At 43.5% G+C, this 16,049-nt stretch carries 13 protein-coding genes and 1 tRNA gene; 6 read left to right on the top strand and 8 right to left on the bottom strand.

Going from position 1 to position 16,049, the window contains the following annotated elements; translation table 11 throughout:
• Nucleotides 1–206 precede the first annotated feature (206 nt).
• The 4 genes from RG963_RS08195 to RG963_RS08180 form a co-directional block, all read right to left on the bottom strand.
• Nucleotides 207–1,355, bottom strand: coding sequence for a PGF-pre-PGF domain-containing protein (locus RG963_RS08195; RefSeq protein WP_310575777.1), 1,149 nt, complete (start codon nucleotides 1,353–1,355; stop codon nucleotides 207–209).
• The gene (locus RG963_RS08190; protein WP_310575776.1) at nucleotides 1,352–2,191 is read right to left on the bottom strand and encodes an Ig-like domain-containing protein; all 840 of its coding nucleotides are present in this window, start codon (nucleotides 2,189–2,191) and stop codon (nucleotides 1,352–1,354) included. The genes RG963_RS08195 and RG963_RS08190 overlap by 4 nt, the downstream gene beginning before the upstream one ends.
• Nucleotides 2,192–2,222: 31 nt before the next feature.
• Nucleotides 2,223–3,011 (bottom strand): hypothetical protein, encoded by a 789-nt coding sequence (locus RG963_RS08185; protein WP_310575775.1) that lies wholly within the window; start codon nucleotides 3,009–3,011, stop codon nucleotides 2,223–2,225.
• Between the two features lie 99 nt (nucleotides 3,012–3,110).
• Nucleotides 3,111–5,771 (bottom strand): hypothetical protein, encoded by a 2,661-nt coding sequence (locus RG963_RS08180; RefSeq protein WP_310575774.1) that lies wholly within the window; start codon nucleotides 5,769–5,771, stop codon nucleotides 3,111–3,113.
• A gap of 1,036 nt (nucleotides 5,772–6,807) precedes the next feature.
• Here RG963_RS08180 and RG963_RS08175 point away from each other — a divergent pair.
• Nucleotides 6,808–7,944, top strand: a complete 1,137-nt coding sequence (locus RG963_RS08175; protein WP_310575773.1) for a hypothetical protein — start codon at nucleotides 6,808–6,810, stop codon at nucleotides 7,942–7,944.
• Between the two features lie 137 nt (nucleotides 7,945–8,081).
• On the top strand, nucleotides 8,082–10,607 hold the full coding sequence (gene mgtA, locus RG963_RS08170; protein WP_310575772.1) for a magnesium-translocating P-type ATPase: 2,526 nt from the start codon (nucleotides 8,082–8,084) through the stop codon (nucleotides 10,605–10,607).
• A gap of 43 nt (nucleotides 10,608–10,650) precedes the next feature.
• Here mgtA and RG963_RS08165 read toward each other — a convergent pair whose 3' ends face one another.
• The 4 genes from RG963_RS08165 to RG963_RS08150 form a co-directional block, all read right to left on the bottom strand.
• A complete protein-coding gene (locus tag RG963_RS08165; protein ID WP_310575771.1) occupies nucleotides 10,651–10,860 on the bottom strand; it encodes a hypothetical protein in 210 nt (69 codons plus the stop codon).
• 263 nt (nucleotides 10,861–11,123) lie between these two features.
• The gene (locus tag RG963_RS08160; RefSeq protein ID WP_310575770.1) at nucleotides 11,124–12,839 is read right to left on the bottom strand and encodes a radical SAM protein; all 1,716 of its coding nucleotides are present in this window, start codon (nucleotides 12,837–12,839) and stop codon (nucleotides 11,124–11,126) included.
• 223 nt (nucleotides 12,840–13,062) lie between these two features.
• Nucleotides 13,063–13,134 (bottom strand) — tRNA-His (locus RG963_RS08155).
• 163 nt (nucleotides 13,135–13,297) lie between these two features.
• Nucleotides 13,298–14,080, bottom strand: coding sequence for a sulfide-dependent adenosine diphosphate thiazole synthase (locus RG963_RS08150; protein ID WP_310575769.1), 783 nt, complete (start codon nucleotides 14,078–14,080; stop codon nucleotides 13,298–13,300).
• A 477-nt stretch (nucleotides 14,081–14,557) separates the two neighbouring features.
• On the opposite strand from RG963_RS08150, the gene RG963_RS08145 reads away from it, so the two are divergent.
• From RG963_RS08145 to RG963_RS08130, 4 genes are all read left to right on the top strand, one after another.
• Nucleotides 14,558–14,767 (top strand): TOBE domain-containing protein, encoded by a 210-nt coding sequence (locus tag RG963_RS08145; RefSeq protein WP_310575768.1) that lies wholly within the window; start codon nucleotides 14,558–14,560, stop codon nucleotides 14,765–14,767.
• A 101-nt stretch (nucleotides 14,768–14,868) separates the two neighbouring features.
• Complete coding sequence (locus RG963_RS08140; protein ID WP_310575767.1) at nucleotides 14,869–15,021, top strand: hypothetical protein; 153 nt, start codon at nucleotides 14,869–14,871, stop codon at nucleotides 15,019–15,021.
• 12 nt (nucleotides 15,022–15,033) lie between these two features.
• Entirely contained in the window at nucleotides 15,034–15,594 is a 561-nt protein-coding gene (locus RG963_RS08135; RefSeq protein ID WP_310575766.1) for a toll/interleukin-1 receptor domain-containing protein, read from the top strand.
• A 27-nt stretch (nucleotides 15,595–15,621) separates the two neighbouring features.
• Nucleotides 15,622–15,963: a hypothetical protein gene (locus RG963_RS08130; RefSeq protein ID WP_310575765.1), complete on the top strand. Its 342-nt coding sequence runs from the start codon at nucleotides 15,622–15,624 to the stop codon at nucleotides 15,961–15,963.
• The last annotated feature ends 86 nt before the right edge of the window (nucleotides 15,964–16,049 follow it).

Genomic DNA, 16,049 nt, shown 5'->3' with positions numbered 1-16,049 from the left:
GTCATTTCTTTATTTATATAGTCTGAAGTTTGCGCGTAAATAATTACATTAAAAATGTAAAGTTTACGAGAAATAATCGATATATTTTTCAAAGATTTGCATATGAGAAAACAGAAGACTGCTGGAGAACAGGATTAAAAAAGAAAAATCAGCAGCTTTGAGGGCTGCCTTAAATTTAAATTTATTTCGAGATTCAATAATTATTCTTACTTCCTTCTCAGGACCTGATACACAGCTCCAAGGACTCCGATAGCTATTGCAGACTCAAAACCTGGTATAGAGCTCCAGCCAGAAGGCTTCTCTGCATCAGATGCCGGGTTAGATTTCGAATTGTTTTTAGGAGTAGAGGCCGCCGAATCAGAAGGTTTCACTTCTATGTTCTCATCAGGTACGACAATTGCGAAGGGACCGAAAACTGGAGTTTTAGCGTCGAAGAAAACATAGGTGCTATCTTCACCAACTTTTTGAGTTTCAAGCTTGCTCCAGGCTTTATCATAGTTCCAGAGAGCTAGAGACGTTGCATTAGCTCCGCATTTTTCGAGCCATGTCTTTTCGACTCTGAAGCCTACGACCGCGTTTTCGATGTTGTCAGAATTTGCAATTCCTCCGGAACCTACCCAGATGTTCACGCTTTTATAAACCGTGCCTGCAGGCAGGCTCGAAACCAGCTTGGACTGACCTTTCAGCATTTCAACAACAGTAGTGATCTTTCCTAGCGTCTTTTTGGCATCAAACTCTACATACCTTATGCAGGTTGCACCCTGTGGAAACTCGAACTTTACGTGTGTTCCAGCGGTGATAGACTTCTGGGATAGTTCTTTGGTCTCGACATTGCTCTGGGGCTCGGGAGAACCGCCTGCTCCGCCGCCTGATCCGCTTGAACCACCTGAGTGTCCGCCTGAGCTGCCACCTGAGCTGCCACCTGAGCTGCCACCTGAGCTACCACCGGAAGATTGACTTACAGTGATGGGACAGTCGACAGGAAGAACAGGAAACTCAGTTTTGTTGATATCTCTTAAAAGACCTGCAATTTTGTATGTACCGGTTGACGCCGGAGCTTTCAGGGTGTAAATGAAGGTTTTTTCATTCATCAGCAGGAAGGAAACTTTGCTGTCATTTACAGTTACAGCTCTTTCAGGAAGCGTCGAGCTAACAAATGTGAAACCAGCAGGAAGCTTTTCAAGAACCTGCCCGGCTGCACCGTAATTGGCTACGTTGACTGTTACCTGGAACTCCTGATTGGGACTAACCGAAGCAGGGAAAGTCCTTTCTGCACTGCCAGCAGAAGCTGGAGCAGCACATAAAGTCAGGGCCAGGAACAGCACAATGATAAATTTAAACTCAGGCCGTTTCATATCCGATCCCACCCATCAGCAAAGTATGCACGCAGAACTGCATATTTGATCTCGCTGGATACATTGTTATCATTTACAAGAGTCTTAATTTCCTCAGGAGAGAAGATCCCGTCAGCGCCTCCGAACCTGGCTGCGAGTTCACTTTCTTTCAGTACGGTGATAGAAACTTTCTCTTTAGCACTGCTTCCGGAGGGATACGCAGCTGTAAAAGCTAATTTAAACTCACCTGATACATTACTGTTTACGTTGCAGGTATAAAGATTTCCACCCTCTGAATTCAATGAAACCACTCCCTGTCCCAGGGGGGTAAGGTCGATGGTCACTGATGGAATTTTAGAGGATTTTGGATCTACAACCTTTGCCGTGACAGTCGAGAAATCTTTCCCGTCATTCAGGATGAATATGGGGGATGCAGATAAAGTTTCTATAGTTGGGGGTACAAAATCTCCGTAGAAAGTCAGGTCAAGTTTCGCTGGCAAAGCTCCTTGCTTATAGGTCACGGAAATAGGTTCGGATGCGACGCCTCCCAGCTTGAAGGTTATCGCTTTTCCATTATATTTCTCAGTACCCGAGACTGCCACTTTATACTTTCCAGTCTCTTTAAGAGTGTTCGAGCCAACAAGCTCTGAATCTATATATGCAGATATTGTAAGTCCAAGACCCGCATTTGCAGCATCTCCTTTAAGGTTTCCTTCAAACACGTTGGGGATAGAAGGAGGACTGCTGGCAGATGCAGACGGAACAAGGGATAAGCCCAGTAGCAGAATAACCAGGCATGATAAAATTCTTAAATATTTGTCCTTGATGGTCATCGTGTCACCTTGAAATTTTACCATTAATTATGCAGACTTTTTTTGAAAAAGTCCTTCAGGGATTCCTTCGAGATCCCCTCCCGAAATCGGATCCGAAAGCGAGCAGAAGTATGCCTGCAACCGCATAAGCAATAGGGAAACCTGGAGCACTTTTTGGTTCAGGGGAAGCTTCGGAAGATTCTGCTGCCACTTTATCTTTGGAATTTTCGATTGTATTTTCCAAAGCCTTCATGTCCGGCTTAGGGACTGAACTTTTAATGACATCGACTTTGGAACCCTCTGCTGAAACTCCCTGTTCTTTATTATCTGTCAAAGGTTCTGAACCTGTTTTTAAATTTGAATTACTGTTGGAATTACTGTTGGAATTACTGTTGGAATTACTGTTGGAATTACTGTTGGAATTACTGTCGGAATTACTGTCGGAATTACTGTCGGAATTACTGTCGGAATTACTGTCATCAATTTCGGTATAAACTACCTTACCATCAGGCAGCTCGAGGGTAACTATACCTCCGTCTTTCCAGGAAACACTGCTTGCAGCATCCTTTCCGTCCACCTTAAAAGTAACCAGTTTTCCTTCATCCTCAGCAGTACCAGGAATAAAAAGAGAGTAATTTCCGAAGGAAGTATTTGCAAGATACTCCTTTTCATTAAGATAAGCTGCAACAACAGTCCCGTTGGGAGCAGGCGTGCCGTCAATGAGAGCAACTCCTGTTACTGTCATAGGGAGCATTGGGGGAGCTGGAGGAACATTCTCTTCTGCAATACACGGCTGAGAGAAAGCCAGGAAAAACAACAGTAGTATAGATATTCCTAACAGGCCATTTTTTAATATTTTATTCATTGTAGACCTCCAATTGTACGCGAACAACAAAAAGAAGAAAACTGCTCAGCCTGTTAGGCTGAACAGTCACTTGTTCTGGAAATTAGTCTTATTACGGGTTCAAAGGTCCGAAATGTCGTCCGGAAAATCAATGTCGCCCGTGCCATCGTCTATGGTATCGTCCGTGGTATCGCCCGTATTCTGGTCTATATCCAGGTTGTATACGTTTTCGATGGATGCGTAGATGCCTTCATCCTTCATGAAGATCCAATAGCCCTGTCCTGGAACCATATAGCCGTAGGACTGGAGGGCTGCAACTGGACTGGAATCACTCTCACTAAGTTGTCCTTCTGTGCCAAAGTCATAGTCGACGCCAGGGATTATGCCGCCCCAGCCTTCACCTTGAGAATAAGTGATGAGGTTGGAGAACCTGTAGTCTTCAGCAAGATCAGAATCGAAATCATTTAGCGAAGCCAGAGTGAGGGACCAGGCTGCAGCATTTGCAGAGGTGTGTCCTATTATGTGCCATCCTGGAGTGAGCTCAAGAGAAGCTGGTACATCCGGATTAGTGCAATCACCTGACATTCCCCTGAACTTGACATTGGTCACGCAAGGCTCTTTAGTGTAGACCCAGTAACCCTTGCACGGTTCAATGGTTTCAGGGAACTGCCAGCATGAACCATCCCAGTAGAGGACCGTGCTGCCATTGCCAAAGGCTGATTCCGGGCAAGCGCTAGAAGCAACAAGGCTTTTTGGCACGGATTTCAGGTTCCAGCCCTCTTCAAGCGTGAGATCCATATCTTCATATGTCTGTACAGGCCCGCACATGGAAAAAGCATCATTGTAGTTGCTGGCGTTGTCCCGAGCAATCACAGCTACCCAGTAGTCCTTGCCGTAGACAATGTCTTTTCCGTCGAGTGCTTCAATGCACAGATCCGTAACGCTTGAATTCTCTAATTTCTGGTTTGGAGTCGTTGATCCGTCTGTGTGAGTTTCTGACCCAGACGTGTCTACCTTTTGCATATCCTCAATACAACTTGGCTTAGATGTGCTGATATAAACTTCATATGGCTCCGTAGGCCTAAGATCGCTGTCGGTATTTGCTTTCCAGCTAACCACAAGCCCGGGATAATCTCTTATGGAGTACCAGGAAGTTGAACCAAATGCATCTCTAACATTCAGATTTGCTACACAAGCCGGATCAACACTATCAACTGAGAAATGCTTCACAGTAGGCTGGTAGGTTTTGCCGGTTGTACGGTCAGTAATAATTACTGTCCAATTTTTGTTAACTCCATCTGCTACCGCAGCTTTTACGGAATACATGTCTTTACCTACAGCTAAGCAACTCTCGTCACAATCTTCTTCGGTGCAGCCCACTGTGCAGTCATTATCTCCTTCGTCATCGCTATATCCTTCGTCACAGTCGCAGTCGCAGTCGCAACTTCCTTTTACTTCTTTACCGTCAACGAGAAGTTGGTAGTCGAAAGGTAGCCCTGCTCCTGGTACCACGGATTCTTCCCCGATCCAGGAATCCCAGTTATTTTCCGTGTTTCCCGTAACAGTGAAGTTGAATGTCGGGTTTGCGGAAACGTACCCTCCATTGGGAGTACTGAGGGAGACTGTAAATCCGTTAAGGTCCACATAGAATTTCCGGACTTCACTTGTAACACTGTTTCCGGCTCCATCCTCAACTGAAACTGACCAGTTGTGAGCACCATCAGCAAGTTCAATTTCCCGGGTTACGGGCACTCCAGGTTTCGTTGTGGAAAGCGTATTTCCGGTAAACACATCTCCGGAAAACACATCTCCGGAAAGCATATCTCCGTAAAGGTCCTCAGCAGGTTCCCCATCTATATACAGTGTATATGACAGATCAAGATCACTATATTGAGCAGCTAAAGCATCCTCACAGGTGAAGTTGAATTGAGTAGCACCTATTACCTGGTTGAAGCAATCTTGAGGGGAAATAAGTGTTACACTGGGACATTCGGTGTCCACATACAGAGTACGAGTACCACTTGTGTGTTCTCCCAGACTGTCCTTGGTTTTAACTTCCCATGTGTGAGAACCGTCATCCAGTTCAAACTGAAGCTGTTTATATGCGCCAGAGGTTATAACCCCGTTATTTTTTTGAACACCATCGAGCCAGAAAGTGTAGATAATTTGACTTCCGGCCTGTCCAGCATAATCGTCGTATGCACTGAAATTGAAGTCGACACAACTTTCGCCGGCAAACTCGGAGTCAGGGCTAATTATCTCTATGTACGGATCAACTCCAAATCCATCAAGATCTGAAAAATCTGCGTCATCCAGCAGGTTTCCTTCAGAATCAGATGGATATATCGAGTTTCCTTCAGAGTCTAATGGTGATATATCTACACCCAAAGAACCACTTAGATCCTCTGGAATCTGGAAGTCATAACCAAAGGAATTACCACCTAGTTCATTATCACCCAGTGATGTCATCAGAGCATCAGTCGGTAAATCAGCGCCCACCAAATTTACATTATTAGCGCCTACTAAATTTGCTCCGAATAAATTTGGATTGTCAGTAATCGATATTTTTGCGCCAGCGACAGATGTATTGAAATCTGCGGTGATATTTACAGTATCCCCCGGTCTGAAACCAGTCCCGCTGTAATTGATTATAACGCTCATATTACCAACGGTCACATTGGCTGGTAAAAAAGAACCGCTTGGTTCTGCAAGTGCACTTCCTATCCCTGAGAAAAGGAATATAATGAGCAGCGCACTAAATTGTATTGATCTTTGTTTCATGTTCTGCACCTTGATTCCTCAAATATCAAGTTTTATTCAATTTTGTTTCAGATAAAACATTGAGTATTATATTATATAGATAATATTTTTAAGTCACGAGATATAGCAGACCCCAGTTATTAAAAACAATTCGCAAACAGTCTCAATAATGTTAGGCAAGTGTATAGCCAACATAATAAATAAAAGATGACTGTTTTGACAATCGTAGTTTATAGCTCACCCATATTTCCTCAGCCCAACCCCCTATATATAATTAAACTGATTTGATTCTTATCTACTCAGTTGACAAGAAACATAACACTTCTCAATAACTTGTTTTTGAGAGAAATGTAGTAACCTTTGATCCTGGTGCGGCAAGTAATAAACTCATTGATTCTCGCTGCAATCAGGGAAGCTGTGAATTAATCCCGTTTTTGTGCCAGTGCTGACCAATCAGCCTGGTGTGTAAGACATATACCTATTATCGCAAAGCGTAAATTTGTTATAAGTTAAATTTTTACTGACAGGAGATATTCTATTTTTACATAGAGTACATGTCTTTGTATATTATCATCTGACGATAATATAACTAAGATTGCACAATAACTGATATAAATCTTTCTGAAAGATTGAAATTAAAAATTTTTATATGATAGGGAAAAAGAAATTCAATGTAAATTAATAAATAATGTATAAAGTAACAGATTTAGGAAGAGAAGTTATTTTATTAAAAGTACATAGATAGAGCTCATCCCAAAACCAATTTTATTCTCAAATCAGCAAAGTTTCAAAACTATTTTTTCGTAACCAGAAACTCTATTGATTATTCGGAATATGAGAAGCAGATAAGCATTTTTTTTAGTTTTGGGATCAGCTCATAAAATAAAGACAGAATGAGACTTCACATTCAGAGAGATTTTTCAGATTTTTAGAAAATCCCTGGAAATAGAGGAAACCATATTATTCTTTTCAGAAATGTAAGCTCACAAAATTAAAGTGGGAAAAAACATAATTTAAATAAAAACGTTTTTCATGCGGAAGGGATGGAGAGTTTAAAATGAGATACACTTTTCAGGATTCTACCGATTTTCCTGTCCAGAGAGATTTCATCCAGGACCTGCAGGATTTGATAAGAATTTCAACGGAAGTCATACCTCTGGAAAAATCAGCTATCAAGATAAAAAACGAGAACAGAGGAAAGATCGCAATTTACGAAAAGAGAATTCAAGAAATAGACATGTTTGAGAAAGATATAAGGGATTGTATTGAAAACCGTACAGCTGAAGTCAATGCTGCGGATATTCTTGAGATCAAAGCCAGAACTCTTGAGACCTCCTCGACAGTGGCGCTAACAAAAAAGAATGAAAAACTTGAAGAGCTCGACCGGGAAAATAAACTGGACCTGATGGAGGTGCAGCAGCTTGAGACACGGATACTCTCAAACCTTAGCCCCTTTTTTGAAGATAGTATCTATGGAGCTAAAAGCATCTATTATGCTTTCGTTGAGGATAAAAAACTAAGAGGAAAGCAGGTTAGTTTCGTTGACGGTATGCAATACGAGTTTGAACTGTATTTCACGCGAGACACGCTAAAGGTAAAGGACCTTCATGAACTGACTTTACCAGTATGGTCAAAGAGTGGAATCATATCCAGGGAAAAAAAGGTGAAAAAACTCGACATATCTGACTTCTATATCTCGAGTATAGAATACGAAGGAAATAACCTGAAAGCTGTACTTGAAGACAACAAAGACCCGGAAAACAGATTCATAATATCGGCGGATGAGAAGACTTTCCTGATTCTGCACAAAGATTATGAGATTACAGGCTATGAAGAACTGGCCGCCGCTTTAAACCGGGATTCTGTCAATATATTCATAATAAAGCTCATAGAGCTCTTCAAGGAATTCGTGGGATCAAAGAGGCTCAGGCGTATTATGCTTGACGGCAAAAATGTAGTTGACGAGAACAGGATCTTTGACTGCCTCAAGCTAATTGCTTCCATATACGGACAACTGATAACACAATGCATTGAAAAAGGATATACTGAAGGAGAGATTACCCTCAAAATAGAAGAACCTGAAGGTATAAGGACAGAAAAATACCTTGAAAAGTCGGAGATGTTGAGAGAATTTTCAACAATAGGAAGCGAAGGACAGGAACTTGCCAAAATCTTGAAGGTTACAGAGACTTGAGGAAAAATTAGAAGGCAATGAGCAGACAATAATGAGACAATAAGAAGGCAATGATCGGACAGGAAGACACTAAGGAGATTATAAGCAGATAATGTACAGGCAACGAACAGACAGGAAGACACTAAGGGGATATCCGGTTGCTCGATAATGAAAAGCTTGAATTCTGGAGTATTTCTGAGTCCAGAATGTTACAGGAACTCCAAGCAACGACTGAAGGCCTGAAAGGTTCAGAAAGCAGTGAACGCCTTAAAAAATACGGGGCTAACATTCTCAAACCAAAAAAACGGTCCGATACCCTTACACTCCTGCTTTCGCAATTCAAAAGTCCGATTACCCTTATCCTCCTTTTTGCAGCCGGACTTGCCTTTTTCCTCCACGAACCAACAGATACCATAATAATCGTAGCTATTATTCTGGTCAGCAGTCTGCTTGGATTCTGGCAGGAAAAAGGAGCGGCTGATGCTTTTGAGAAACTTCTGGCTGCGGTGCAAATAAGGGCGACAGTGCTCAGAGACGGCGAAGAAAAAGAGATCCCTGTGGAAGAGATCGTGCCAGGGGATATAATAATCCTCAACGCAGGAGATATAATTCCTGCAGACTGCCTTATTGTGGACTCAAAGGAACTTTTCGTTAGTGAAGCGACTCTCACAGGAGAGACCTATCCCGTAGAAAAAACAGTCGGCGTACTGAAAGCAGAAACCCCGCTTGCGAAGCGCACAAATTCCCTCTGGATGGGAACCAGTGTTGTCAGCGGCAACGGAAAAGTGCTGGCAGTTTCCACAGGGAAGGGAACTGAGTTTGGGAAAATATCAGATAGATTAAAACTCAGGCCTCCCGAAACAGAATTTGAAAAAGGAATTTCAAATTTTGGATACTTTCTAATGGAAGTTACGATGCTGATGGTAATAGCCATCTTTGCGATCAATGTATATCTCCAGCGCCCGATCCTTGACTCTTTCCTTTTCTCACTGGCTCTTGCAGTGGGGCTGACCCCGCAGCTCCTGCCTGCAATAATAAGTGTTAACCTTTCCCACGGCGCAAGAGAGATGGCGCAAAAGAAAGTGATTGTCAAGAGGTTGGCTTCCATTGAAAACCTTGGCAGCATGAACCTGCTATGCTCTGACAAGACCGGCACTTTAACCGAGGGAGAGCTGCAACTCCAATCTTTTCAGGACCTTAAAGGAGAACAGAATGAAAAAGTCCTGCTTTATTCCAGCCTTAACGCCTATTACCAGAAAGGCTTTGAAAACCCGATCGATAGGGCAATTCTTGCACAGAATAAACTCGATCTGGCCGAGTATGAGAAACTGGACGAAATCCCTTATGATTTTGTGCGAAAAAGATTGAGCATCCTTGTCTCAAAAGACGGCACTAACCTGATGATAACCAAAGGTGCGCTCCCGAATATTCTTGAAATTTGCTCCCTAGCAGAGGCTGAACCTGGAAAAACTGTAGAAATTTTCGAGTTAAAGGAACGGATTGAGCAGCAGTTTGAGGAGTTCAGCGAAAAAGGACTTCGAACGCTGGGAGTTGCATACAGGCAGATGGACCAGCAGGAAAAGATCAAAAAGGAGCAGGAAACAGGGATGATCTTTCTCGGGTTCCTCTTCTTTTTTGACCCACCAAAACCAGACATTATAAAAACTATAGAAAATATGGGGCAGCTTGGAATTTCTCTGAAAATAATTACCGGAGACAACAAGTTTGTGGCTGCCAGTATCAGTCGGGAGATAGGGCTTAAGAACTCAAAGGTTCTAACCGGAAGCGAGCTTGATAAGATGAGCAGCGAGGCTCTGATGAAACAAGTAAACGATAATGATATCTTTGCCGAGGTAGAGCCGAGCCAGAAAGAGCACATCATCCTTGCATTTAAGAAGAGCGGAAATGTCGTCGGGTATATGGGAGACGGAATTAATGACGCGTCTGCTCTTCATGCAGCAGATGTGGGAATCTCAGTTGACAGCGCTGCAGATGTCGCCAAAGAAGCCGCAGACATTGTGTTAATGGAAAAGAGCCTGGATGCGCTTGTGGAAGGAGTAAAAGAGGGGCGTAAAACTTTCGCCAATACCCTGAAGTACGTCTTCATGGCTACCAGTGCCAACTTCGGGAACATGTTCAGCATGGCAGGAGCATCACTTTTCCTGCCTTTCCTTCCCCTGCTGCCTACACAAATCCTGTTAATCAACTTATTGACTGATTTTCCGGAGATGACCATAGCCACAGATACAGTGGATAGGGAAATGGTCGAAAAGCCTCGCAGATGGGATATAGGTTTTATCCGCAAGTTTATGTTGGTATTTGGCATTACAAGTTCGGTATTCGACTACCTGACTTTTGGTACTTTGCTTTTTCTCCTCCCAGGAAGTATAGAAGAGTTCAGGACAGGCTGGTTTGTGGAATCCGTTATTTCGGCATCCATGATAGTACTGGTAATCAGGAGCAGAAAACCTTTTTTCAGGAGCAGACCAGGAAAATACCTGCTACTAGCTACCGTGCTTACCGGATTTCTGACGCTTGCCTTCCCACTGACACCTTTTGCAGCACCTTTTGGCTTCAAACCTCTTCCAATACAGGTTATTTTAATCCTTGGAGCAATAATAGGACTGTACATCCTTACAGCTGAAACAATAAAGAAATTTTTTTACAAAAAAGTAAAATTTTGAGATCTGCTTGCACCGACAGGAGAAGGTTCAGTTTATGTTGCAGTTATTCCGGTTTTCCTTCTTCGTAACCTGCTCCGTCCGGCAGAAAAGGAGTGAAAATGATTACCATAAACAGTAACAGGAAAGTGCCGTACATTCTGGCAGTTACCTCACACGTAGCGTAGAATATGAGAATCACAAGCATGACCAAGAAAATGAAGCTTAGCTGAAGAGCAATTTTTGCTCTGTATAAATTCCCCGCGCTTTCGCTCAAAAAATCCCCCTCAAAAATCCCCTTTATAAAAATTTCCTCTATAAAAATCCCCAGTAAAAATAATTCTCGATTGGATAAATAAGTGTTTATCTAAAAATGAAGGTATCAAGGTCCCAACGAATAGGAATAGGAGAGAGTTTCTGAAAGATGCCTGAAACCGCGGTAAACCCTGAGCCCTATAATGCTAAAGGCTATGGATTCTGAAATCGCCCGGAACTAGACCAACGCATCTGGATTCTAATAAAACGCCAGGTCTTAACAATTCAAATTTCAATAAACCTGAGCAATTTATCTCCTTCATGTACGCGCTTGAGAAAATCTTCTCTGTCAGTATAGGGGACTCCGGCAATTATCGAATCAGCAGTTTTCTTGCCAAGCCCGGGAAGTTCTCTGATAAGGGAAGAAGAAGCCGTGTTTATAGGCAAAGGGTAAGGAATACCGGTAATCGAGCGCATCCCGTGCCCTGTGACGGTAATGTCAACAAATTTCCGCAAAGGCAGAGAAGCGGGAATTCCTACCAGTAGGGGATATGAACCAAGCTGTCTTCCGAAAGTAACTCCCTTTTCGGCTACCTCACACATTACATCCCTCAGCACCGTGCCGTCTGGTACAACGCGCCTCAGCATTGGAAGATCAATGCTCTTCCTGACACGCTCTTTATAGTCCAGAAAGAGTTTCTTGTGTTTCCTTGCCGCTTCGTCCTTTCCGTACATAGGCGTTCCTGGGAAAGCCATTACCTGACGGACGTTAATCCTGCGCAGAAGTAGCCCTGAATCAAGCACGCACTTCAGAAAATCATAATTAAGCTGGAACGTTTTTTTAGATTCTCCCATCAGCCCGTGCACAAAATTGATTCCCGGAAGAATTTCAGGAAGTCCGTTAGCCCCTCGCACGGCCCCAAACTTGTTTACAAGTTTGATCGCTTCAAAGACCTCCTCGGAAGTCGCCTTAAGGGAATTTGCTGCAATCACTTTCGGATCGGCACTTTCCATTCCAAAAGCGGCCACGTCGCCTGCTGTATGATATTTAATTATCGTCTTCAGGATCTGCTCCGACTCTTCAGGGTAAGCTGCAAGCGTTATTGGATTTGCATTATCCATCTGGAGCACGGAAAGGTCAGGGGCAGAATTCCGGATCCCCCTGTAGAGCCTTTCTATAACGGCGGGAGAGGGCTTCGGGACAGGCCCTCCGGTATCCTTCCCATAATACGAGAAGAGGTCAGGTTGCCTTCCGATCCTGAAATAGCGGGCTCCATGGGAATAAAGGGAAGAAACTTCAGATATCACCTCCTCAACAGGCCGGTAATCGGAATCCCCGTAAAAAGGTTCTGTGCAGAAAGAGCAGTGTACTTGCCTGCCGCAACCCCTATAGGTCTCAAGCTCGCACATGCAGTAAGGAAAGTCAGGGTGCTGCCTGATCAAAAAAGCTCCTTTGGATCCCCATCTTCCGATTTCGGCCGTTGTCCTGAAGCGATGTTCTACGGCATCAGGGGCTTTCAGTCCTGGATAAAGGCTTCCGCTCCTACCAGTCCCATCCTCAAAAAGGTCATATATGAAAGATTCGACATCCATTCTGACAAGCATTGCACCTTCAAGGTTTATTCCGCCTTCCGTACTTTTTGCAGCCCTTCCGCCTTCACTGCTGAAACCTAGCCTGATAGGGCCGCCTATAACTTTTACACCGCCTGCGGCCCGGAAGATTGCCTCAATTTCTCCAGGGGTGATTGGAGAAGCCCGAAGATATTTACCCGGCACGGTCATGCCTGCAATAATGATAAGGAGTTCTGTTTTTTCTATGAGTTCCCTGGCACCGGGTAGGTTTTCCCTTAGAGTGTCTATAGTCAGGTAGTGAATGTCCTTTTCGGAAAGCCCGCGTTCTCGAAGGGCGCCTGCTATGTACCGTGGGTAGGGAGAAAAGTAGGGAGGAACCCCAAGACAAGCAGGTTCATCCACATAGCCGTCTATAATGAGTGCTTTCATATCAGTTCTCGTTTCCTTTGTTTGATGCCTCGTTTCCTTTGTTTGATGCCCCGCTGGAGAGTATTTTCTGCGCTGGGTGAGTTATAGAAGTTGGAGTTGTGTAAATATTTAAGCTCAAAATTATAAATAAATGCTAGAAGCAATATATAAGGCACTCACGCAAAGAAAATTAAAGAAGCAACTGCCATAGAAACAAAAAAAATTAGTTAAAAGAAATTATTAGGGCCGGGACCGAGAATCGAACTCGGGTCGTAGCCTCCACAGGGCCACAGGATGGCCTCTACCCTACCCCGGCCACAGGGTCTGGCACTTCAGATTTGAAGCAACCTATAGAAGGAGTTTATTTATATAAAGTTTTTGCCGGAAAGGAGAGGAGGCCCTCTTCAGGGAAGGAGAGGGATCTGCTTTCCGGCACGCAATAGGCACAAAATTGGGTTAAAATTATTCCTGGATTGAAATTAGAGTTCCTTAAGTCTGTCAAGGGCAAGTTTTGCAGCCTTTTCTCCCGAAAGGAGCATGCCTCCAAAGACAGGCCCCATCCTCGGGGCGCGGGTTGCGGCATTTGCAGCCATGCCCGTAACGATCAGGCCCGGATAGATCTCCTGCGTTGCGTCAACAGCAAGACGCTCGCCGACCTCTGACCACATGGGTTTTTCTCCGAGCATCCCGAGTTCTCCGATCTTTGCATTGGGAATCTTCCTGAGAATCGTGTTGCATACAACTGCATCGTGCCCTGTCCCATCGATTACGAGTTTTGTGCGGATCATTAGAGGATCCACATGCAAGCGCTGTGCTGTTACGGGCCCCCAGTTGATAACGATTCCCGTAACCCTGTCGTTTTCCCTGATCATGACATCTTCAAAACTCACAAGGTTGAAAACCTCAGCCCCGGCTGAAGTTGCACCTGCAATCAACTTCCCGACAGATTCCACGGAATTTGCCACATAATACCCCGGCTGGTACTCCTTATATCTAATCCCGAAGTCGTCCAGAATGTGGCAGGCCTCTTCCTGAACAACTATGCGCGGAAACATCATGCCGCCAGCCCACATACCGCCTCCGAGAGACAGCTTTTGCTCATAGATGGCGACCTTTGCCCCTGCTTCTGCCAGGTACTTTGCAGCTACCAGATTTGCAGGGCCCCCTCCTACAAGTGCTACATCGATGTCCGTGTAGTCAAGGAAGGTTTTAGAATACTCTTCAAAAATTGCCCGTGTGATTATGACTTCGTCGAGTTCCATTTTAACCTCTCATAAAGTTTTTAGGGTTGAAAATCCGGGGAAAATAGCCTGGCTTTTCCAGAAATAAACCAGGGAATTGTTAACCCTGATCCGCAAGCATTGAAATTCACATTTTGATCACGGGCATTGCTTTTAAAGTTGTTGGAATTGATGGAAGAAAAGGGAAAGAAAAGGACTTGAAATTAATTTCCTCACCGGAGATTAAGATTTTTTTTCACTTTTACCTGCCTCGAGTAATAAAAATTAATTAAATTCTAACAGATCGGCACTAAGCCAAAACCGGGTAATAAAAAAGCTCTGTAAATACAAGCTTCCAAGTGCCAGAATTAATTTTCGATGAAAGAATGAAATATATAAATATAAATAAAATTTTATAATATCTGATTTGAATTCAGAAAACAAGATTCCTATGTTTCTATAATTGACAAGACTAACCTTATTGATAACAAAAACAAATACCGGATTCACGGGATAAAGATGAAAATAAGTGCACGGAATGTTCTCAAAGGCAAAGTCAAAAGAATAGTTCATGGATCTGTCAACTCGGAAGTAGTAGTCGAACTTCCGGGTGGTATGGAGATTACTTCTATTATCACAAAAAATTCTGTCGAAAACCTGGATTTGAAAGAAGGGCATGAAGTGTACGCAGTAATTAAAGCCACAAGCGTAATGCTAGCTTCTGATTGACCGATCATGCTTTATTGGGCTTTAGTACTGCAGTATATAAACGTCTTATAAAAATATAATCACTTTGAAAATTGCATTATTGAGCAGAGGGGGAAGTTATTTTGCGAAAAGAAGAAAAAGAACCATCTTTCCAGCCGGAACCAATACCTGACCCGGAACCTCAACCGGTTCCTTATCCTGAGCCACTACCTGACCCAGAGCCAGATACTGAGCACGAAAGCAAACCAAAGAAAAAAATAGTAACTTCAGGTTAAAGCACGGAAGCTATGATCACAAAAATTTACATAGCTCACTGCGAACAGGATGAGCCACTTGCCCAGGAGCTGGCCAGGGCGCTCTGGGCAGTGGAACTGGAGAGCTTTTCATCCCTGTACAGGAAAGCTCGAATTCTTTCCCTGGCAGAAAGGATACGTTTTGGGGTCCGCCAATCAGACTGCTTTATACCGATTATCACACAACAGGGGATGATATCTCCAGAAGTAAACCAGGAGATAGGTTTCGCTGTAGGAACCGATCAGCTAATAATTCCTCTCCTTGAGACAGGAATAGAATTACCTGTTTTGTTGCGCCATCTTCAGCCTATTGGCTTTTACCCTGAGACCTATGAAGATGCCCTTGGAAGACTAATACAGAATATAAGGCAGCTTACGAAACTGGACTGGCTGAAGATAAAGTGTCCTTACTGTGGAGAGGAAATGACCCAGTATATCTCATCTGAAGAGGAAGTAGAAAGAGCTCTTCTTGCAGGGACACACCTTCTAACCATATGCAGCTACTGTCAGAGAAACATTTACCTTGACCCGAGGACATTCAGCCCGAAACCGTGAGCATTTCTAATGCAGGAAGGGAAATTCATGGAAAACATAATTAAAGATGAAACAGGAGAGCCCATGGTAGTTCAATCCAAAATGGGTGGAGCTACGGTAAGTGAGTTAGAAGTCAAGGGAATAGAGAATCTTACTCGGACGGAAAAGAAACACCTGCTTTTGCAGCTTGCCCGCGATAAAGTGGAAAACAACTCTGCCGGTCCATGGGAAATAGTTGATGTCACCAGGGAAGAATGGAGAGCAGTTAAAGCTACGTTAGCTCAACCCATAGAGATCAATGTAAGGGATACAGGCAGAGATGCTTTCTTTCGGGTATCGCTAGATATAACAAAGTTAGAAAGAGAACTCGAAACAGAAGAAAAGGAATAAAACCCTTTAAATTTAAGGCTGTTTTATCTTTGAGATGATCTCCATCACATCTCCAGAAAGGAAGGAAAATATCTTCATAAAAGAAG

This window comes from Methanosarcina baikalica (assembly GCF_031461075.1).
Taxonomy (GTDB): domain Archaea; phylum Halobacteriota; class Methanosarcinia; order Methanosarcinales; family Methanosarcinaceae; genus Methanosarcina; species Methanosarcina baikalica.
The sequence above is the reverse complement of the archived record's forward strand: the minus strand, read 5'-3'. Positions and strand labels throughout refer to the sequence as shown.